The 20,650-nt window shown below is 67.0% G+C and carries 18 protein-coding genes; 12 read left to right on the plus strand and 6 right to left on the minus strand.

Going from position 1 to position 20,650, the window contains the following annotated elements:
* The first annotated feature begins 42 nt into the window (after positions 1-42).
* The 3 genes from AC57BR_RS17450 to AC57BR_RS17460 are packed head-to-tail and all read left to right on the plus strand — an operon-like array spanning position 43 to position 3,912.
* Positions 43-963 (plus strand): fumarylacetoacetate hydrolase family protein, encoded by a 921-nt coding sequence (locus tag AC57BR_RS17450; protein ID WP_496362788.1) that lies wholly within the window; start codon positions 43-45, stop codon positions 961-963.
* Positions 963-2,696 carry an FAD-dependent monooxygenase gene (locus tag AC57BR_RS17455; RefSeq protein WP_496362790.1) on the plus strand — a complete coding sequence of 578 codons (1,734 nt, stop codon included), beginning with the start codon at positions 963-965 and terminating at the stop codon, positions 2,694-2,696. Before AC57BR_RS17450 ends, AC57BR_RS17455 begins: the two co-directional genes overlap by 1 nt.
* The gene (locus AC57BR_RS17460; RefSeq protein WP_496362792.1) at positions 2,674-3,912 is read left to right on the plus strand and encodes a DUF3500 domain-containing protein; all 1,239 of its coding nucleotides are present in this window, start codon (positions 2,674-2,676) and stop codon (positions 3,910-3,912) included. The genes AC57BR_RS17455 and AC57BR_RS17460 overlap by 23 nt, the downstream gene beginning before the upstream one ends.
* Before the next feature lie 89 nt (positions 3,913-4,001).
* Here AC57BR_RS17460 and AC57BR_RS17465 read toward each other — a convergent pair whose 3' ends face one another.
* Positions 4,002-5,069: a quercetin 2,3-dioxygenase gene (locus tag AC57BR_RS17465; protein WP_496362794.1), complete on the minus strand. Its 1,068-nt coding sequence runs from the start codon at positions 5,067-5,069 to the stop codon at positions 4,002-4,004.
* 240 nt (positions 5,070-5,309) lie between these two features.
* On the opposite strand from AC57BR_RS17465, the gene AC57BR_RS17470 reads away from it, so the two are divergent.
* A complete protein-coding gene (locus AC57BR_RS17470) occupies positions 5,310-5,852 on the plus strand; it encodes a hypothetical protein (RefSeq protein ID WP_496362796.1) in 543 nt (180 codons plus the stop codon).
* Between the two features lie 331 nt (positions 5,853-6,183).
* Here AC57BR_RS17470 and AC57BR_RS17475 read toward each other — a convergent pair whose 3' ends face one another.
* A complete protein-coding gene (locus AC57BR_RS17475) occupies positions 6,184-6,912 on the minus strand; it encodes a helix-turn-helix transcriptional regulator (RefSeq protein WP_496362798.1) in 729 nt (242 codons plus the stop codon).
* Positions 6,913-7,356: 444 nt separating this feature from the next.
* Between AC57BR_RS17475 and AC57BR_RS17480 the strand changes: the two genes are divergently transcribed.
* A complete protein-coding gene (locus AC57BR_RS17480; protein WP_496362800.1) occupies positions 7,357-8,832 on the plus strand; it encodes a CBM96 family carbohydrate-binding protein in 1,476 nt (491 codons plus the stop codon).
* Positions 8,833-8,846: 14 nt separating this feature from the next.
* Here the strand turns inward: AC57BR_RS17480 and AC57BR_RS17485 are convergent, their stop codons facing one another.
* Positions 8,847-9,311, minus strand: coding sequence for a hypothetical protein (locus AC57BR_RS17485; RefSeq protein ID WP_496362802.1), 465 nt, complete (start codon positions 9,309-9,311; stop codon positions 8,847-8,849).
* Between the two features lie 162 nt (positions 9,312-9,473).
* Complete coding sequence (locus AC57BR_RS17490; protein WP_496363347.1) at positions 9,474-10,145, minus strand: GntR family transcriptional regulator; 672 nt, start codon at positions 10,143-10,145, stop codon at positions 9,474-9,476.
* 157 nt (positions 10,146-10,302) lie between these two features.
* On the opposite strand from AC57BR_RS17490, the gene glyA reads away from it, so the two are divergent.
* From glyA to purU, 7 genes are read left to right on the plus strand one after another with little or no spacing between them, the layout of a single operon-like run.
* On the plus strand, positions 10,303-11,643 hold the full coding sequence (gene glyA / locus AC57BR_RS17495; protein WP_496362804.1) for a serine hydroxymethyltransferase: 1,341 nt from the start codon (positions 10,303-10,305) through the stop codon (positions 11,641-11,643).
* A complete protein-coding gene (locus AC57BR_RS17500; RefSeq protein ID WP_496362806.1) occupies positions 11,640-12,860 on the plus strand; it encodes a sarcosine oxidase subunit beta family protein in 1,221 nt (406 codons plus the stop codon). Before glyA ends, AC57BR_RS17500 begins: the two co-directional genes overlap by 4 nt.
* Positions 12,861-12,890: 30 nt before the next feature.
* Positions 12,891-13,262 carry a sarcosine oxidase subunit delta gene (locus AC57BR_RS17505; RefSeq protein WP_496362808.1) on the plus strand — a complete coding sequence of 124 codons (372 nt, stop codon included), beginning with the start codon at positions 12,891-12,893 and terminating at the stop codon, positions 13,260-13,262.
* Positions 13,259-16,201: a sarcosine oxidase subunit alpha family protein gene (locus AC57BR_RS17510; RefSeq protein WP_496362809.1), complete on the plus strand. Its 2,943-nt coding sequence runs from the start codon at positions 13,259-13,261 to the stop codon at positions 16,199-16,201. The genes AC57BR_RS17505 and AC57BR_RS17510 overlap by 4 nt, the downstream gene beginning before the upstream one ends.
* Positions 16,194-16,829: a sarcosine oxidase subunit gamma gene (locus AC57BR_RS17515; RefSeq protein ID WP_496362811.1), complete on the plus strand. Its 636-nt coding sequence runs from the start codon at positions 16,194-16,196 to the stop codon at positions 16,827-16,829. The genes AC57BR_RS17510 and AC57BR_RS17515 overlap by 8 nt, the downstream gene beginning before the upstream one ends.
* Positions 16,829-18,202 (plus strand): L-serine ammonia-lyase, encoded by a 1,374-nt coding sequence (locus tag AC57BR_RS17520; protein WP_496362813.1) that lies wholly within the window; start codon positions 16,829-16,831, stop codon positions 18,200-18,202. The genes AC57BR_RS17515 and AC57BR_RS17520 overlap by 1 nt, the downstream gene beginning before the upstream one ends.
* A 2-nt stretch (positions 18,203-18,204) precedes the next feature.
* Positions 18,205-19,104, plus strand: coding sequence for a formyltetrahydrofolate deformylase (purU, locus tag AC57BR_RS17525; RefSeq protein WP_496362815.1), 900 nt, complete (start codon positions 18,205-18,207; stop codon positions 19,102-19,104).
* 191 nt (positions 19,105-19,295) lie between these two features.
* Here purU and bcp read toward each other — a convergent pair whose 3' ends face one another.
* Positions 19,296-19,775 (minus strand): thioredoxin-dependent thiol peroxidase, encoded by a 480-nt coding sequence (gene bcp, locus AC57BR_RS17530; protein WP_496362817.1) that lies wholly within the window; start codon positions 19,773-19,775, stop codon positions 19,296-19,298.
* Positions 19,776-19,859: 84 nt separating this feature from the next.
* Positions 19,860-20,642 carry a winged helix-turn-helix domain-containing protein gene (locus AC57BR_RS17535; protein WP_496362819.1) on the minus strand — a complete coding sequence of 261 codons (783 nt, stop codon included), beginning with the start codon at positions 20,640-20,642 and terminating at the stop codon, positions 19,860-19,862.
* Between the last annotated feature and the right edge of the window lie 8 nt (positions 20,643-20,650).

The following is a 20,650-nucleotide window of genomic DNA, read 5'->3' on the forward strand; positions in this document are numbered from 1 at the left end:
TTTGACCGACACCCGCCCCGGGCGAACCTGAAAGGCCCCTCCATGCAGTACATAGGCATTAATCACGACGGCGACACCTGGGCAGCTGCCCTGACCGGCACCGGTTCCGGCGGCACTGGTCCCGACGGTGTCAGGGTGTTTCCGCTGGCTCCGGCGACGGATTTTTGGGCCGACCCCGACGGGTGGCAGGAGAAGGCGCAGTCGCTCGTTGCGGGCGCCGGTTCACTTCCGCTCGAGCACGGTTCAGTCGAGCACGGTTCAATCGAGCGCAGTACCGTCATTGAAGTTCCCCTGGTTCCGGCGTCGGCCCGGGTCATCTGCGTCGGCCTCAATTACAAGGCGCACGCGGCGGAAGGCAGCTACAAGGACCAGGAGCTGCCTGCCTACCCCACCCTGTTTGGGCGCTGGACGGCTTCCCTTTCGGTGGGCCACGTCCCCGTCCCGGTGCCTGGCGGCGAGGCAGGCCTGGACTGGGAAGGCGAAGTGGCCGCGTACATCGGCAAGCGCGCGGAGTCTGTGACCGAGGACCAGGCCGCGGAGGCCGTCTTCGGCTACTCCACCTTCAACGACATCACGGCCCGGCGCGCCCAGAAGCTCACGACGCAGTGGACCCTCGGCAAGAACGGCGACTTCACTGGCCCGCTGGGACCGCTGGTCAGCCGGGACGAAGTGGGCGACCTGCGCGACGGCCTGGAGGTCAGGACCCGTGTCAACGGCACCGAGGTCCAGCACGGCAATACGCGGGACATGATCTTTTCCGTGCCGGCCATCATCTCGCTGATCAGCCAGACGTTCACGCTCCACCCCGGCGACGTGATCGCCACCGGCACCCCCGAAGGCGTCGGGTATGCGCGCATGCCGCAGTGGCTGCTGCAGCCGGGGGACACCGTTGAGGTCGAGATCGAGCGGCTGGGCACCCTGGTTACTCCCGTCGGCGAACCGTCCCTCCGGGCGAGGGCCTGATGACCGCCGTCAATTACGCCGGGCTCCAGGACGTGCCGGCCGAAACACCGGTCCTGATTTCCGGGGGCGGGCCCAGCGGGCTGTTCCTCGCCCTTGACCTGGCCAGCCGGGGCATCCGCAGCACGGTCATTGAGCCCCGCACCCTGCTCGACCCGGACCGGCCGCGCGCCAAGACCACCAACGCCCGCACCATGACGCATTTGCGCAGGCTCGGCCTCGCCGACGCGCTCCGGAACGCGGCGCCGCTGCCCGTGGATTTCGCGCAGGACGTGATCTTCTGTTCTGCGCTAACCGGCGCCGAGATCAGGCGCTTCCCCAATGCGTTCCAGCTCGCGGCTGGCCGCTACGGTCCGCAGCCCGAGTGCGGCCAGCAGGTGCCGCAGCCGGTGCTGGAGGCGGTGCTCCGGGAAGCCGTGGCGGAGTCGGCCAACGCCAGCCTCGTGACGGGGCTGCGGGTGGACAGCTTCGCTGCCCTCCCCGACGGCGGGCAGCGCGTGACCGTTGCCGACGAATCCGGGCGCCGCACCGCCGTCGACTGCGCCTTCCTGGCCGGGGCCGACGGCGGCTCCTCCACGGTCCGCCGCGGCCTGGGTCTCCGGCTCGAGGGGGAATCCGCTTCCCTGTCCAACATCAGCATCCTCTTCCGCTCCCGCGACCTCGCCGCCACCATCACGCTGGACCCCGCCGTGCAGTACTGGGTGCTGGGTCCCGGCGCGGCCGGCATGGTGGGCCGGATGGACCTGGACGAGACCTGGTGGGCCATCGTCCAGGGCGTCGCCAGCCAAGACGTCTGCGGAGCACCGGAGCTTGATCCGGCCGCCCTGGTGCGCTCCCTGGTGGGGGCGGACATCGACGTTGACGTGATCGCGACGGACCCCTGGACCGCCCGCATGCTCCTTGCCCCGTCCTATGGCACGGACAGCGTCTTCCTGGTGGGGGACGCGGCGCACCAGAACCCGCCGTGGGGCGGCCACGGTTTCAACACCTGCATCGGCGACGCCGCCAACCTGGCCTGGAAAATCGCGGCCGCCTTCGAAGGCTGGGCGGGGCCGCAGCTGCTGGAGAGCTACGGGCTGGAGCGCCGGCCCGTTGCAGACCGGACCATCCGCGACGCCGCGGCCAACGGCAAGGCCCTCGCCTACCACTTCGCCGACCCGGCGCTGACGGCGGCCGGGGTTGAAGGTGAGGCCGCACGGGCCGGCGCCCACGACGCGCTTGCCGTCAAGCAGAGCGAGTTCGATTCGCTTGGCCTGGTCCTCGGGTACAGCTACTCAGAGTCCCCGCTGGTGGTCCCCGACGGGGCTCCGGTGCCGGCCGAGGACCCGATCCGCTACGTACCTTCGGCCAGCCCCGGTGCCCTGTTGCCGCACGCCTGGCTGGAGGGGCGCACCTCCCTCTACGACGTCCTCGGACCAGGATTTTCGCTGCTCGTGGACAGCGAGGCACTCGCCGGTAACGCGGCGGAACGTGCGTACGCGCCCGTCATCGCTGCGGGTGCCAGCCACGGCATCCCGGTGACCGTCACCGCCGTCGGGCCATCCGAGGCCGGGACGCCAATGGCGGAACTGTGGGCGGCCGATGCCGTCCTCGTCCGGCAGGACCAGCACATCGCCTGGCGCGGGTCCTCCGCGGAGGCGGCCGCCGGAGCCCTGGCCGTCGCGGCCGGCTGGGGCGTCAGCAACCCATTCGAACAACTGAAGGAGGGCACCAATGCCGGCGCCGTCGTTTCGTGATTTCCTGTACGCGCCCGACCACCCGCGCGTGGCGCGGTTGCGCGGACTGGACGCGCGCTCCTATGCCGAGGAGGCCAAGACCGACTCCTTTGCCGGCCCCATGATCGAGGGCTGGCAGAAGCTGTACCCGGAGCCTTTCGTTGGTGTAACGAACGACGGCGTCATCCGCCCCGGGCTGTTCAGCCTCAGCGAGGCGAGGCCCGGGGAGGAAGCGCCGACGGCGGAGATGGTGGCCGCCGCGGGCAAGCTGCTCGCCACCGCCTCCGCGGAACAGCGGGACCGCCTGAGCTACGCCGTGGATGCCCACGAATGGCAGAGCTGGGCGAACCCGGAATTCATGCAGCACGATACAGGGCTGCGCCTCGAGGACCTGGACCCGGCCGTGCGCGATGCCGCGCTCGCCGTCGTGGAGGCCAGCCTGAGTCCGGAAGGGTACGCGCTGGCGCGGAACCTGATGCGGATCAACGCCTTCCTCGGCGAGCTGGTGGAACTGCCGGAACTCATGAACGAATACAGCTACAACTTCGCCCTCTACGGGGAACCGTCGGAAACCGGGCCGTGGGGCTGGCAGCTGTTCGGCCATCACCTGGCGCTGAACTGCCTCGTGGCCGGAACCCAGCTGGTCCTGTCGCCGATGTTCCTCGGTGCCGAGCCGGACGTCATCGACGCCGGCCCGCACCAGGGGGTGAAGGTGTTCAAGGAGCGCATCAGCCTGGCCCGTGGCCTGATGGCGTCGCTGCCTGATCCGCTGCGGCAGGAGGCACTGTCCTTCGCCGCCATGGAGGACCCGGCGATGCCCGAGGGCCGGCTGCATCCCGGCGACGAACGCCACCTGGCGGGCTGCTTCCAGGACAACCGGGTGATCCCCTACGAGGGCATCCTGGCCAGCTCCATGCCGCCCGAATCACTGGCGCTGCTGGACAGGCTCGTGGAGGACTTCGTTGCCTGCCTCCCCGCCGGCCCCCGCGCCGCGCGGATGCGGGAAATCCAGGAGCACTACGGCGAAACGCGGTTCTCCTGGATCGGCGGCTGGCAGGGCGAGGACGCCTTCTACTTCCGGATCCAGAGCCCCGTGGTGGTTCTGGAACTGGATCACCACACGGGTGTGTTCCTCAACAACGACGCCCCTGCCCCGTTCCACATGCACACCGTGCTCCGCACCCCCAACGGCAACGACTACGGCCGCGCGCTGGTGCGGCAATCACAGGGTTCCTGACCCCTTAAATACCGCAACGCGGGGTCACTTCCAGCCCAATAACCTCACCATATTGGGCGGGAAGTGACCCCGCGTTGCTGTTCGGAGCCTCAGATGTCCAGGGCCGCGCGGCGCTGGGGCGGCGGGCCGACGACGGTGAGGTCCATCTCCGCCTGCGCGCGGCCGAAGCCCTCCATGTCCATGTAGGGCTCGCCGCCCTCCGTGTACATGTAGTCGTCGGTGGGCTTGTTGAAGTATTCGAAGAAGCCGTTGAAGACCGACGGCGTCAGGAAGCCCACCATCTGGGTGTTGTGGGAGTCGAACGCGAAGGAGTGGACGGTGCCCGCCGGGGCGTGCAGGAAGTCGCCCTTGGTGAGCAGCACCTCCCGGCCGTTGGCATAGAGCCACATGCGGCCTTCCGTGCAGAGGAAGTTCTCCGTGTGCTCGGAGTGGAAGTGCAGCGGGATATACGGGGACTTGGCGCCCTTGGTGTGGACGGCAAAGTAGTTCGACCCCGTGTTCTCCGGCCGGGAGAGGTACGTGAACATGGTCTGGTAGCTGACCATGCGTTCCCCTTCGCCGGCACTGAGGAAGTAGGGGCTCAGCGTGGCAGGCAGCCCGGTATTCTGCTGCAGCGACGGTGCCACCCGCTCCAAGTCCGGAAAGGAGATGCCGAATTCGGCGCCGACATCTGCTGCTTCCCGGGAACTCAGCCGATGCCCGGCGTGCACGGGCGGGACGTGTGAATCGATGGGGGTGCCAACACGCTCGTAGTAGGCCTCGGCGCCGCCGGGGGTCATCCAGTTCAGGAAGCGCGTGTAGTGGCTGGCCATCCGGTAGGCGTGCGGCGTTCCCGGCGGAATCACCACGGAATCGCCCGGCGTCAGGATGCGGCTGTCGCCGGGGAGCCAGACATGGAGGATGCCGTCAAACACGTAGAGGGTCTTGTGCTCGATCCTGTGCGTGACGAAGGGGGATTCTGCTCCCATGGCGCCGGAAATGTAGGCGGCGCTGAAGATGCCGCCGGTGTCCGCGGCGCGGGCGATCACGGTAACCAGTTGCCCGTCGATCTCGTAGCGGGCACCCTCGCCGGACGCCATGTAGTAGGGCACGGCTTCGCCGGGCAACGCATTTGCAACCGGCAGCTGCTTGTTCATTTCCTCGACGCTGAGGGTCATTGCTTCCTTCTTTCTTCGGCATCGCCGCGGGGACGTCGTTTGGACAAGCTTGGCGGATCAGGTGGCCGAAGTATGCGCGGATTTCATTGGTTGAAAATTTCCGTAGGGCAGCAGGGTTCACAGCCTCCTGACAGTTTCCGAACAGCGGCGCCCTAAGCTGCTGCCGGATCTTTGAGTGAGGGGCTAGGACAGATGCCCTTCCGTTCAAAGCCGTATCGCACGGCCGATCAAGGAGACACCATGTCACGAACCAAGAGAATCACCCTCGGCATCACTGCCGGCGCCCTGGCGCTGGGCGCCGGCCTGGGGGTTACCGGGATGGCCTCAGCCGCCACCACCCCGAGCCCCAGTGCAACGTCGAGCACGTCGACAGACAATAGCGCATCGACCGACGGCTTCCGGGGCCACAAGGGTGGTGACCGCGGCCAGATCGCGGCGGACCTTGCCACCAAGCTGGGTGTTGACGAAGCGAAGGTGACCGAGGCAATCCAGGCGTTCCGCGAGGCCAACAAGCCGACGACGGCTCCGGCCGAGGGCACCAAGCCTGACCGTGCCGCCCAGGATGCGGCGATGGCCAAGTCCCTGGCGACGGCACTCGGTGTCGAGGAGTCGAAGGTCACCGCGGCCCTGACGGAAATCCGCACTGCGGCCCAGGCGGAGCGGGCCGCCGCGCTGAAGACCAAGCTGGACACGGCCGTCAAGGACGGCACCCTGACCCAGGCCGAAGCCGACGCCGTCACGAAGGCCGTCGAGAAAGGCGTGATCGGAGGCGGCGGCCACTAGAAACCAGTCCACAGGCTGCAGGCACCGCCAGCCCTGAATTCACAGATGACCTAAATCCACGCATGACCTGAATTCACCCAGAACGAGGAATCCCCCGGGAAGGTCCCGGGGGATTCCCCGTTCCCCTCAAACGCTTCCTCACATCCCGTCGTCTCACCTGCGACGCTTCCTCACATCCCGTCGCCTCACCTGCGACGCTTCCTCACATCCCGTCGCCTCACCTGCGACGCTTCCTCACATCCCGTCGCCTCACCTGCGACGCTTCCTCACATCCCGTCGCCTCACCTGGATCCCCTTCCTCACATCCCGTCGCATCATGGGGATCCCTGCCTCACATCCTGCCGTTTGTTAGCACCGCCAACGCCTGGTCCAGCAGACCCAACCGGGCGGCCTTTTGAACGGCCATCAGGCGGTCGCCCACGTCAAGCTTGCGGTAGATGTGTTCGAGGTGCTTCTGGGCTGTCCGCGGCGAGATGTTGAAGTGATGGCCCAGCGACGTGGCGGTCAGCCCTTGGCCGAGCAGCCCCAGGATGGCGAGTTCCCGCTGGGTCAGCCCGGGCCCGTCAGCTGACTTGTCCTCCGAGGCCCAGGCGAGCTGCCAGTACAGGCCTGTCAATATCGGTTGAAGTGCCGTGGCCAGGGTGAGCTCGCTGTCGTCGAACTCGCGGTCAGGCCTCGCCAGCAGGTAGGCGCGATGAACCGGACCATCGAGGAGCAGGGGGACGGCCAGTTGGTAGTTGATTCCCATGGGCCGGGCAAGGTCCTGCCATTCGGATTGCATGCGCCAGTCCGCCACCTGGCTGGGAACCCGGGCAAGCGACTGGGGAGCGGAAAGCCCGGATACGGCGTACCAGCGCAGCAGTGGCTGCCAGGTGGCATCGGGAACGCGCGGGTCCGGCGGCAGTTTGGGAAGGTAATCGCCGGGCCAGCAGCCCTCCATGCGGTCAACCCAGTCCGGCCCCACGCTGCTGCGGCTGCAGCAGGCGGCGTTGAACGAAGCCGCGAGCCGCTTCGAGATTTCCTCCTCCGGACTGGTGTGTGCCGCAAATGGGTGCTGCATGAATTGCCCGACAAATTCCAGCCACTCCCGGTATAATGCTTCATTGCACGCCACGCTAGCATTCTAGCAATTACGGTCACGGCTCAGCGGTTTCCATTTTGGATAGTTGGATGACAATTCATGATAATTGCTTTGCAGAACTTGCTGACTGATTGTCCGCAAGCAACGAATTCATGAATGCCATACGCAAGAGTGCGTACAGCCTTACATATATAGGCTTCCTATAATTAGGCCACCGGCAAAAGGCAACGCTCCGTCCAGCCAGTCAGGGACGTGGAAGCCCTTGCCCGCCGAGGTTCCTGGGCAGGCCCGGGGCGACATCCAAACATTATTTGCAGCCAGAGCCTATTGTTCATCCCCGCATCAACCCTGCTGCAGGGGGTGAGCCGCCGCCGCCCTCACGGCGCAGATGGCCAATGCTTTAGTCAAGATGGGAATTTTCTCATGAAACTCCAATTAAGCTCCGTGGTCCCGCGGGGCAATCTGCAGCATAGTCGTCACTGTTCGAAGAATACTCATCTTCGACCATTTTCTGTGGCTGTAGCATTGTTGCTCACGGCCACTTTCTCTTTAACTTCCGTTCCTGCCCGGGCGGCCACAATTACCCTCGGACCGTCGGCCGACGCGGTCGTGAAGAGCGCGACACCAGGCACCAATTACGGCACGGCAACCGGCTTGAAAGCCGACAACAGTCCCGTGGAGATGTCGTTCCTGAAATTCGTTGTCACCGGAACGGGAGGCACGGTCACAGCCGCGAAGCTGCGGCTCTTCGTCGCGGATCCCTCGCCCTCCGGCGGACAGTTCCGGCACGTGCCGGACAACAGCTGGGCTGAGGGTTCCGTGACCTGGTCGAACGCGCCTGCCGCAAGCAGCACGAACATCGCATCGCTGGGAGCCGTCAGCACCGGCACCTGGGTGGAAGTGGATGTCTTCAGCCTTGTCAAGGGCGACGGAACGTACTCCCTGCGCATCAGCAGCACGAACTCCGATGGAGTTATCTACAACTCGAAGGAATTCGGCGACGCCACCCGCCGCCCGCAGCTGGTGCTCACCACAGGCTCCACGCCTCCGCCTCCGCCGCCGCCTCCGCCGGGCTCACCGTGCGGAACGGCAGCCGCGCCGCCGGCGACCTATGACCACGTCGTCTGGATCATTTTCGAGAACAAGAGGTACTCCCAGGTCATCGGCAGCCCAAGTGCGCCGTACATGACGCAGACGGCTCAAAAGTGCGCCAGCATGACCAACTGGAGCGACGCCGGGTCCGCGTTCCCGTCTCTGCCGAACTACATCGCCCTGACCTCCGGGAGCAACCAGGGTGTGACGTCGGACAGCAGCCCGGGCAGTCTTCCCGCCATTACCGCGGACAATCTCTTCCGCCAGGTCCGGGCGCTCGGACGGACCCAGAAGAGTTACCAGGAAGACATGCCGTCAAACTGCAGGCTGACCAATTCCGGTCTTTACGCGGTGCGGCATAATCCGGAAGCGTACTACCAGGGGCCGGGCGACAGGGCTGCATGCGCAACGAACAACGTCTCGCTCGGAACCACGACGTCCGGGAACCTGTTCAACGACCTGACGAACAACACGCTTCCCAGCTTCTCGCTGATCACCCCGAATGTCTGCAATGACACACACGACTGCAGCATCACCACCGGCGACACGTGGCTTTCGAGGTGGCTGCCGGTGATCCTGGCGAGCCAAAGCTACCAGGCGGGACGGACCGCCGTCGTGGTTCTGTATGACGAGGACACGCCCATCCCCAACTTCGTGGTGGCGCCATCCGTCATTCCGGGGACCGTGGTAACAGGCGCCTACAGCCACTATTCACTGCTGCGGGCCACTGAGGAGATGCTGGGCATCACCAACCTCCTGCTGAATGCCAGGACAGCGCCGAGCCTCCGGCAGCCGCTGAACCTCTAGCCCGGCTGCAGGTCCTAGCCCCGGTCCAGGTTTACGGTCCAGGTTCCGCTGGAATTGACAGAGGAGCACTGGAATTGCGTGGGCGCGGCCTTGCCGGCCGTCGGGTCAGTGTATGAGCCGGTGGTTTCGAAGCTGCCGTTCTTCGCCTTGGCGGACTTGGTGCCGGGCTGGACCTCAGCGGTGGGGTACTTCTCCGTCACGCGCATTTCGCACACCGTGTTGGCCTCGTCCAAGAGCTCCGCGGCCGCCGGCTTCGCCGCTTCCTCAGTGGGGGAAGCGGAGGCCGGGGGCGCGGAGCTCGGCGCGTCGGTGGAGGCGGCCGCAGAGGCAGGGGAAGGGGGAGCCGTGGCGGCCTGCTGGTCCGTCCGGGGTGCGAGCGCAGAAACGGCGATGGCCACACCCGCCAGAGCCACCACCACGGCAGCAAGGAGAATTAGAAGCAGACGACGCCGGGACGCGGGGGCGGGGGAAACGGACACGGCGTGCCTCTTTCGAAACGCTGGTCAGGCCTGGAAGTGGCAGGTACGTGGCCTGCGGTCACCCTCATTGGCGGCGGACGTTTCTGGCAGAATAGCCGCCACCGTGACCTTCAACAAGCGCTCCGGCCGCCAACAAGGCGCACGGCGATCCGACGCTGCGGTTTACAGCACCTTGCGGATGGTTTCCTCGAAGCTCGTGACGTGGTGCAGTGCGAGCTCGCCGGCCTTGTCCGCATCCCCCTCGGCCACGGCCTTGAGCAGGTCCACGTGCTCGCTGATGTGGCCGCTCACCGACGGGACCTTGTCCAGGACCAGGCACCAGATGCGTGTGGCGAGGTTGTCGTAGCGGATCAGGGTGTCCTCGAGGTGCGGGTTGGCCGCGGCGCGGTAGATCAGGCGGTGCACCGTGAGGTCGTAGCGCATGAGCTCCCGTGACTGGGCGGGGGTGGGCGCCAGCTCCGAGATGGCCTTGGCGACCTCCAGCAGTTCCTCGCGCATGGCGGTGTTGGCCCGCTTGGCAGCCCGGCGCGCCGCGAGCGGCTCAAGCAGCTCCCGGATCTCCGAGACGTCGGCCAGTTCCGTGAAGTCCACGGTGGTGGCGAATGTACCCCGCCGGGGGTAGGAGACCACCAGGTGGTCAACCTCCAGCCGCTTGATGGCCTCGCGCACGGGGGTGCGCCCGAAGCCGAGTTCAGCCGCCAGCTGGCCGTCATTGATGGGTTCGCCCGGCCGGATGTCCAGCATGATCAGCTTGTCGCGCAGCTGCCGGTACGCAGCCTCGGCCTGGGACAGTGCTTCGTCCTCGGCGGGTGGCATGGCGGGAAGAGCATTCACAGCGAGGCTCCGTTCCTTGCTTATCTTCATGGGCTCCAAGCGGAAGCGAAGTGCCATTTTGCTTCCAGCTATTGACTCTGTTGTGAGCTCAATCATACCATTGACCTCACACTGATATATCAGTCATAAGCAAAGTGGTATTTCATAAGGAGTATTCGTGGTTGAGCAGTTGAACGACCGACTTTCCGCAGTCGATCCCGAGATCCAGCAGGCTGTCGCCCGTGAGTTGGTCCGCCAGCAGTCCACGCTGGAGATGATCGCTTCGGAGAACTTCGCTCCTGCGGCGGTCATGGAGGCACAGGGTTCGGTCCTCACCAACAAGTACGCCGAGGGCTACCCGGGCAAGCGTTACTACGGCGGCTGCGAGCACGTCGACGTCGTTGAGCAGCTGGCCATCGACCGCGTGAAGGCGCTGTTCGGCGCCGAGTTCGCCAACGTCCAGCCGCACTCCGGCGCGCAGGCCAACGCCGCCGCCATGTTCGCGCTGCTGAACCCGGGCGACACCATCCTCGGCCTTTCTTTGGCCCACGGCGGCCACCTCACCCACGGCATGAAGATCAACTTCTCCGGCAAGCTCTACAACGTGGTCCCGTACCACGTGCGCGAATCCGACCTCCGGGTGGACATGGCCGAGGTGGAGGCCCTGGCCCTGGAGCACAAGCCCAAGCTCATCGTGGCCGGCTGGTCCGCCTACTCCCGCCAGCTCGACTTCGCCGAGTTCCGCCGGATCGCCGACCTCGTCGGTGCCTATCTGATGGTGGATATGGCCCACTTCGCCGGCCTCGTCGCCGCGGGCTTGCACCCCAACCCGGTGCCGTACGCCGACGTCGTCACCACCACCACGCACAAGACCCTGGGCGGTCCCCGCGGCGGAGTCATCCTCGCCAAGGAGCAGTACGCCAAGAAGATCAACAGCGCCGTCTTCCCCGGCCAGCAGGGCGGCCCGCTGGAGCACGTCATCGCCGCCAAGGCCGTTGCCTTCAAGCTCGCAGCAACCGAGGGCTTCAAGGAGCGCCAGGAACGCGTCCTGGAGGGTGCGAAGCTGCTGGCCGAGCGCTTCCTGCAGCCCGACGTCGAAGCCGCCGGCATCACCGTGGTCAACGGCGGCACGGACGTCCACCTGGTCCTCGTTGACCTGCGGAATTCCGAGCTGGACGGCCAGCAGGCCGAGGACACGCTGCACCGGATCGGCATCACCGTAAACCGCAACGCCGTCCCCTTCGACCCCCGCCCGCCGATGGTTTCCTCCGGCCTCCGGATCGGTACCCCTGCACTGGCCACCCGCGGCTTCGGCGCCACCGAGTTCACTGAGGTAGCGGACATCATCGCCACGGCGCTGACCAGCGCCGCAAGTACCGGAACGCTCGACGACGACACCGCCGTCGAACTCCGCGCCCGTGTCACTGCACTGGCCGAGCAGTTCCCCCTCTACCCCCAGCTCAGCGGCGCGACCGAGATTGCCGCCTTTGAAAATGACATGATTGGAGCAGCCCAGTGAGCACCCACCAGCTCCCGGAGCACCCGGATTTCCTGTGGCACAACCCGGACCCCAAGCCCTCCTATGATGCTGTGATCGTCGGCGGCGGCGGGCACGGCCTGGCCACCGCGTACTTCCTGGCCAAGAACCACGGCATGACCAACATCGCCGTCCTGGAAAAGGGCTGGCTGGCCGGCGGCAACATGGCCCGCAACACCACCATCATCCGTTCCAACTACCTCTGGGACGAAAGCGCCGCCATCTACGAGCACGCCCTGAAGCTGTGGGAGATCCTGCCCGAGGAGCTGGAGTACGACTTCCTCTTCAGCCAGCGCGGTGTGATGAACCTGGCCCACACCCTGGGTGACGTGCGCGAGAGCATCCGCCGCGTGGGCGCCAACAAGCTCAGCGGCGTGGACGCGGAATGGCTGGACCCGCAGCAGGTCAAGGAACTCTGCCCCATCCTGAACATCCGCGATGACATCCGCTACCCGGTCATGGGCGCCACCTACCAGCCGCGTGCCGGCATCGCCAAGCACGACCACGTCGCCTGGGCCTTCGCCCGCAAGTGTGACGAGCTGGGCGTGGACATCATCCAGAACTGCGAAGTCACAGGCTTCGTCAAGGACGGCAACCGCGTGGTGGGCGTCAAGACCAACCGCGGCACCATCAACACCGAGAAGGTGGGCCTCTGCGCCGCCGGCCACAGCTCGGTCCTGGCGGAAATGGCCGGCTTCCGGCTCCCCATCCAGTCCCACCCGCTGCAGGCCCTGGTCTCCGAACTGCACGAACCTGTGCACCCCACGGTCGTCATGTCCAACCACGTCCACGTGTACGTCTCCCAGGCACACAAGGGCGAGCTGGTCATGGGCGCCGGCGTCGACTCCTACAACGGCTACGGCCAGCGCGGCTCCTTCCACGTGATCGAGCACCAGATGGCGGCCGCCGTCGAACTGTTCCCGATCTTTGCCAGGGCACACGTGCTCCGGACCTGGGGCGGCATCGTTGACACCACCCTGGATGCCTCACCGATCGTGGGCACCACCCCGGTGGACAACATGTTCGTCAACTGCGGCTGGGGAACCGGCGGCTTCAAGGGCACGCCGGCTGCCGGCCTGACCTTCGCGCACACCATCGCCACCGGCGCACCGCACAAGCTCAACAGGCCCTTTGCCCTGGAACGCTTCGAAACCGGTGCCCTGATCGACGAACACGGCGCTGCCGCCGTCGCCCACTAGCCACGGTCCACAAGAAAGAAGAAGACGCACATGCTGCTTATCTCCTGCCCCAACTGCGGCCCGCGGGACGAGACCGAGTTCCACTACGGCGGCCAGGCCCACGTGCCTTACCCCGAGAACCCCAACGACCTCACCGACCGGGAATGGGCCCAGTACCTGTTCTACCGCGAGAACACCAAGGGCACCTTCGCCGAGCGGTGGGTGCACAGCACCGGCTGCCGGCAGTGGTTCAACATGCTCCGCGACACGGTCACGTACGACATCCAGGCCGTCTACCAGATGGGGGTGCCGCGGCCCGCCTCGCCCGTCCCACCCGCAGCTGACACCGGCACCGCAAGCACCGGCGCCGCCAGCACCACCCCCCTCAGCCCCAGCACCGCCCCGGAAGGAGCGACCAAGTGACCTCCCAGAACGCGCGCCTCAGCACCGGCGGCCGCATCGACCGCAGCATCTCCTGGCGCTTCACCGTGGACGGCGAGGAATTCACCGGACACCCGGGCGACACCCTGGCGTCCGCGCTACTGGCCAACGGCCGCATCGCCGCCGGCAACTCGCTGTACGAGGACCGCGCCCGCGGCATCCTGGCCGCCGGCGTGGAAGAGCCCAACGCCCTGGTCCGGATCGAAGCCCGGTTCCCTGGTGACGTTGCCGAGTCCATGCTCCCCGCCACCACCGTTTCGCTGGTGGACGGACTGAAGGCCGGCCTGCTGAACGGCCTGGGCAAGCTGGATCCGGCCGATGACCGCGCCGAATACGACAAGAAGTACGTGCACACCGACATCCTCGTGATCGGCGGCGGCCCCGCCGGCCTGGCCGCGGCACGCGAAGCCGTCCGCAGCGGCGCCCGCGTCATCCTGATGGACGACCAGCCCGAACTCGGCGGCTCGCTGCTGTCCGGCTCCACGGCCTCCGAACTGGCGGAAACCATCGAGGGCAAGCCCGCCCTGGAATGGGTTGCCGACGTCGAGGCGGAGCTCGTCTCGGGCGCCGAAAGCACGGTGCTGAACCGCACCACCGCGTTCGGCGCCTACGACGCCAACTACGTCATCGCGGTGCAGAACCGCACCGACCACCTCTCTAGCCCGGCCGCCGCCGGCGTCTCCCGCCAGCGTATTTGGCACATCCGTGCCAACCAGGTTGTCCTGGCCCCCGGCGCCCACGAGCGTCCGCTGGTGTTCGAGAACAACGACCGCCCGGGCATCATGCTCGCCTCAGCTGTCCGCAGCTACCTGAACCGCTACGCGGTGGCTGCCGGGTCCCGCGTGGTCATCAGCACCACCAACGACAGCGCCTACGCCCTGGCCGCGGACCTGCGCGCCGCCGGCATCAAGGTCGCGGCCGTCGTCGACGCCCGTCCGGCCCTCACGCCGGTGGCTGCCGCCGCCGTCGAAGCCGGCACCCGGGTGCTCATCGGCAGTGCGGTGGCCAACACCGCTGCTGACCCGGACGGCCGCCTGAACGGCGTCACCGTCCGCAGCATCAACGACGACGGCGAACTCACCTCGGGCATCGAAGAGATCGCCGCCGACCTGCTGGCAGTGTCCGGCGGCTGGAGCCCGCTGGTGCACCTGCACTCGCAACGCCAGGGCAAGCTGCGCTGGGACGAGGACCTGGCGGCCTTCGTGCCGGCTACCGTGGTTCCGAACCAGCAGACCATCGGTTCCGGCCGCGGCAGCTTCGAACTCGCGGACTGCCTGGCCGAGGGCATCTCGGCCGGAGCAACAGCTGCGATCGCCGCCGGCTTCGAGTCCGCCGTCGAGCCCTCCGCCCTGGCGGAACCCAAGGCGTCCGCCCCGACCCGCCAGCTGTGGCTGGTCCCCGGCCAGACAGGAACCCCCGACGACTGGCACCACCACTTCGTCGACTTCCAGCGTGACCAGTCCGTGGCCGACGTCCTGCGCTCCACCGGCGCCGGTATGCGGTCCGTGGAGCACATCAAGCGCTACACCTCCATCAGCACCGCCAACGACCAGGGCAAGACGTCAGGCGTCAACGCGATCGGCGTCATTGCCGCGGCTCTCCGCCAGGCTGGCGAAGCGTCCCGGGGCATCGGCGACATCGGCACCACCACCTACCGTGCGCCGTTCACCCCGGTGGCCTTCGCGGCGCTGGCCGGACGCCAGCGCGGCGAGCTGTTCGATCCCGCCCGGGTCACCTCGATCCAGCCGTGGCACGTTGCCCAGGGCGCACTGTTCGAGGACGTCGGGCAGTGGAAACGTCCGTGGTACTACCCGCAGAACGGGGAGGACATGGACGAGGCTGTGCTCCGCGAGTGCGCCGCCGTCCGCGACTCCGTGGGTTTCATGGACGCCACCACCCTCGGCAAGATCGAAATCCGTGGCAAGGACGCCGGTGAGTTCCTGAACCGGATCTACACCAACGCGTTCAAGAAGCTGGCCCCGGGTTCCGCCCGCTACGGCGTCATGTGCCTCTCGGACGGCATGATCTTCGACGACGGCGTGACCCTGCGCCTGGACGACGAAACCTACTTCATGACCACCACCACCGGCGGCGCCGCCAAGGTGCTGGACTGGCTGGAGGAATGGCTGCAGACCGAATGGCCGGAACTCGATGTGCACTGCACCTCGGTGACCGAACAGTGGAGCACGATCGCCGTCGTCGGACCCAAGTCCCGCGACGTCATCGCCAAGGTCGCCCCGGAACTGGCCGCCAACGGCGGCCTCGACGCCGAGGCGTTCCCGTTCATGACCTTCCGCGAAACCACCCTCGCGTCCGGCGTGAAGGCCCGCATCTGCCGGATCTCGTTCTCCGGTGAACTGGCCTACGAAATCAACGTACCGTCCTGGTACGGGCTGAACACCTGGGAATCCGTGGCCGCGGCAGGTGCCGAGTTCAACATCACCCCCTACGGCACCGAGACCATGCACGTGCTGCGCGCCGAGAAGGGCTACCCGATCGTCGGGCAGGACACCGACGGCACGGTCACCCCGCAGGATGCCGGCATGGAATGGATCGTCTCCAAGGCCAAGGACTTCATCGGCAAGCGCTCCTACTCCCGGGCGGACCAGCAGCGCGATGACCGCAAGCACCTGGTCAGCGTCCTGCCGGTGGACGGCTCACTGAGGCTTCCGGAAGGAACCCAGCTGGTGGAAAAGGGCATCAGCACCAGCCCCGCCTACGGCCCGGTTCCGATGCAGGGCTTCGTGACCTCCAGCTACCACAGCGCCGCGCTCGGCCGTTCATTCGGCCTGGCCCTGATCAAGAACGGCCGCAACCGGATCGGCGAGACCCTGGTGGCCGCCGCCGGGAACCAGCTCGTCGACGTAGTCGTGGCAGAAACCGTACTTTTTGACCCCGAAGGGACCCGCAAAGATGGCTAACACCGCAGCCTTCACAGGCATCAATGGACTCCGGGAAATCCGCCGCAGCCCAGCCTCCCACCTCGCCGAAGCATTCGACTCCGGGTCCGTGCAGGGAACAGTGACCCTCAAAGAGGGCCCGTTCCAGACCATGGCCGGCATCCGGGTGGACCGCAGCTCCGAGGCCGGAGCCCGGATTGCCTCCGTCATTGGCGGCCTGCCGGAGCGCTGCGGCGAGGTCCGCGGCACGGAACGGGTCAGCATCCTGTGGCTCGGTCCGCAGGAGTTCCTGGTGGTGGCCCCGGAAGACGCCCACGACTCCCTGGGCGGGGACCTGATCGGCTCCCTCAAGTCCGCCCTGGGTGACGCGGCCGGCCAGGTGGTGGATCTCTCCGCCAACCGCACCACGTTCGAGCTGAACGGCCCCCGGGCCCGTGCAGTGCTGGAGAAGGGCTGCGCCCTGGACCTGCACCCGCGCACCCTCAAGCCGGGCACCGCCCTGAACACCGAAGTCGGCAACATCCCGGTGGTCCTGTTCAAGACCGGGGAGGAAAGCTTCCGGCTGTTCCCCCGTGCTTCGTTCGCGGATTACCTGGGCCGCTGGCTCCTGGATGCCATGAGGGAGTTCGCTTCCCCCGAGGTGCCCTGATGGCGCTAAGCGCCCTGGACCTGTTTTCCGTTGGCATCGGGCCGTCGTCGTCACACACGGTCGGCCCGATGCGGGCGGCAAAGCAGTTCGCCGACGGGCTCAAGGGCGGTGGACTGCTGAGTGCCACCACCCGGGTCCAGGCAGAGCTCTTCGGGTCCCTTGGTGCCACCGGCCGGGGCCATGGCTCCGACAAGGCCGTGGTGCTGGGCCTGCAGGGCCTGGAGCCGGAGACGGTGGACACCTCCACCGCCGACGACCAGGTGGCAGCCGCCGCCCTCGACGCCGAACTCCGGATCGGCGGCGACCACCGGGTGGACTTCAACTGGGACGAGGACGTGGTGCTGCACCGCCGCAAGTCGCTCCCGGCCCACCCCAACGGCATGACCTTCCGCGCCCTGGACCACGCGGGCACGGTGCTGAGCGAACGGAGCTTCTACTCCATCGGCGGCGGGTTCGTCGTTGACGGGGATGCCGACGCCGGCGCCAAGGTGATTGCGGACGAAACCCCGCTGCCGTACCCCTTCACCACGGCCAACGAGCTCCTGGAGATCTGCAGCCGCGAAAACATGTCCATCTCGGACGTCATGCTCGCCAACGAACTGGTGTGGCGCAGCGAGGCGGAACTCCGCGAGGAACTGCTGAAGCTGTGGGCCGTCATGCGCGAATGCGTGGACAACGGTTGCGCCGCGGAAGGCATCCTTCCCGGCGGGCTGAACGTAAGGCGGCGGGCGCCGTCGCTCTTCCAGACCCTGTCCAAGGACTCCGGCAGCACGGACCCGCTCCGCGCCATGGAGTGGGTGAACCTCTACGCGCTGGCCGTCAACGAGGAGAACGCGGCCGGCGGCCGCATCGTCACCGCCCCCACCAACGGGGCGGCCGGAATAGTGCCGGCGGTCCTGCACTACTACATGAAATTTGTTCCGCGAGCGGACGACGGCGGTGTGGTGCGCTTCCTGCTGGCGGCGGCCGCCGTCGGGATTCTGTTCAAGATCAACGCCTCCATCTCCGGTGCGGAGGTGGGCTGCCAGGGCGAGGTGGGCTCGGCCTGCTCCATGGCCGCGGCCGGGCTCTGCGAGGTGCTGGGCGGCACGCCCGAACAGGTGGAGAACGCCGCCGAGGTGGGGATCGAACACAACCTCGGGCTGACCTGCGACCCCGTGGGCGGCCTGGTGCAGATCCCGTGCATCGAGCGGAACGCGATCGCCAGCGTCAAGGCGATCAACGCCGCGCGGCTGGCCCTGCACGGGGACGGCAGCCACAAGGTGTCGCTGGACAAGGCCATCAAGACCATGCGCGAGACCGGAGCCGACATGAAAACCAAGTACAAGGAAACCTCTCGAGGAGGCCTCGCTGTGAATGTAATTGAGTGCTGAACATGACTGCTATTCAGACTGAGGACCGCGCCTCCGGGCAGGCAAGCAGCGGCGTCGAGCACGTCCTGACCCTGGACTGCCCCGAAGGCCCGGGCATCGTGCACGCAGTCTCCGGCTTCCTGCTGGAGTACGGCTGCGACATCATCGACAACAAGCAGTTCGGCGACCGGTCCGAAGGGCACTTCTTCATGCGGGTGCACTTCGCGTCCGACGGGAACGAATCCACGCTGGAACAGCTTCGCGCCGGCTTCGCCCCGGTAGCCGAGAAATACAACATGAAGTGGCGGCTGGAACGGAACGGGTCCCGCCGCAAGGTCCTGATCATGGTCTCGAAGTTCGGCCACTGCCTCAACGACCTGCTCTTCCGGGCCCGCGTGGGGGAACTGCCCATCGAGGTTGTGGGCGTGGTTTCAAACCACACGGACCACCAGGCCCTCGTGGACTGGCACGGCATCCCGTTCTTCCACGTCCCGGTCACCGCGGCCACCAAGCCGCAGGCGGAGGCACGGCTGCTGGACATCGTGGACGAGCTCGACGTCGAGCTGGTGGTGCTGGCCCGGTACATGCAGGTTCTCAGCGACGACCTGGCGCGGAAGCTGGATGGCCGCGCGATCAACATCCACCACTCGTTCCTGCCCTCGTTCAAGGGTGCCAAGCCGTACCACCAGGCCTACGCCCGCGGCGTGAAGACCGTGGGCGCCACGGCGCATTACGTGAACGCGGAACTCGACGAGGGCCCGATCATCGCGCAGCAGGTGGTCGAGGTGGACCACACCTTCGGCCCCGAGGACCTGGTCGCCGCCGGGCGCGACACCGAGTGCAAGGCGCTCAGCAACGCCGTCCGCTGGCACTGTGAAGGACGCATCATCCTGAATGGCAACCGGACCGTGGTGCTGAAGTAGGCATCCTTCCTCACGTCCTGCCGCTTACATCGGGACCCTTCCTCACATCCTGCCGCTCAACCCGAAACGCTCCTGCAGTTGCTGCAGGAGCGTTTCGGGTTAAGCGACCAAAGGTGAGGAAGCGTTTCGGGGTAAGCGACCAAAGGTGAGGACGCGTTGGCGGTGAGGCGACCAAAGGTGAGGAAGCGTGCTCAGACGCCGAGCTGCTCGCGGAGCGCCTGGACGTGGCCCTGCGCCTTGACCTGGTACTGGGCCAGCGTGACCTTGCCCTCGGGATCCAGGACCACGGTGGAGCGGACGATGCCCTCGTGCACCTCGCCGTCGACGAGCTTCTCGCCCCAGGCGCCGTAGGCCAGGGCCACGGCGTGGTCCTCGTCAGCCAGCAGCGGGAAGGTGAGCCCGAAGTCGCCCGTGAAGTTGGCCAGCTTCTCCGGCGCGTCGGGGGAGATGCCCAGCACGGCGTAGCCGGAGCCCTGGAAGGAGGACAGGTTGTCGCGGAAGTCGCAGGCCTCGGTGGTGCAGCCGGGGGTTGCGGCCTCGGGGTAGAAGTACACGATGACGTTCTTGCCGCGGTAGTCGGCCAGCGCGGTCTGCTTGCCTTCTGCGTCCTGCAGGGTGAAGTCCGGCGCCTGGGTTCCGGGCTGGAGCTTGGTGGTCAGTTTGGGGCTCATGGGATTCCTTCTGGTGGATCTGGGTCGAGCGAAAAATCTGGTCAAGCACGATGACTGATCGGACTGATATGAATAACAGCAGCCCTAGATACTGTATTCCGCCGGGCCGCGCACGGTGGCTGCGGGTCCGCAGATGAAGCGGTAGCCGCCGCCGCGGACCGTGGCGATCGCGTGCCGGCCGCCGAGCAGTTTCCGCCGCACCCGCCCCACGTAGACGTCGATGGAACGGGTCGCGGCGCCGGGGCTGTCGAACGACTCGAGGAACAGCCGCAGCTCCTCCCGGTCAACGGTCCGCGAGCAGTGCTCCACCAGGTAGCGCACAAGCTTGAATTCGACGCCGGTCAGCGGCACCCGCTCGCCGTCCAGCAGTACTTGAGACTGGGCCAGGTCCACGGCCACGCGGCTGACGTGCCCGGCCGACGGCGGGAGGTGGGTAGCGCCGCCGTCGTCCGTTTCCGGGGTATCCGGTTCCGCTGGTTCCTGTTGCGAGGAGTCCGCTTGCGGGGAATTTGCCAGGGAGGACGACGGCGGCACGGGAGTTCCGCCGTCGGGCGCACCATTGGGGTCCCCCTCCCCTGGGGGCGTGCCCGGGTGCGTCCCGGCGGCGGAAGTTGCAGCTCCGGCGGCGGGCCAGTGGACTTCCGCCTCCGGAGCAAATTGAAGGGCCCGCGCCAGCACCAGCTCGGCGGCCCGGGCCAGGACCTCCGGATCGATGTCCTGGCCTTCGGGGGGAGCTACCCAGACAGCCAGGCCGTGGGCCTTCGCAGTCCCCGAGGCCATGGCGGTTCTGGGGGCGTTGGCAGCACCGTGGGCCTTGGCGCCCCAGGGGGCCGAAGTGCCGCGCGGTGAATGGGCATGCACAGCCACCGCGCGGT

The organism is Arthrobacter sp. BGA-UO-ETr-C19, from assembly GCF_059568005.1.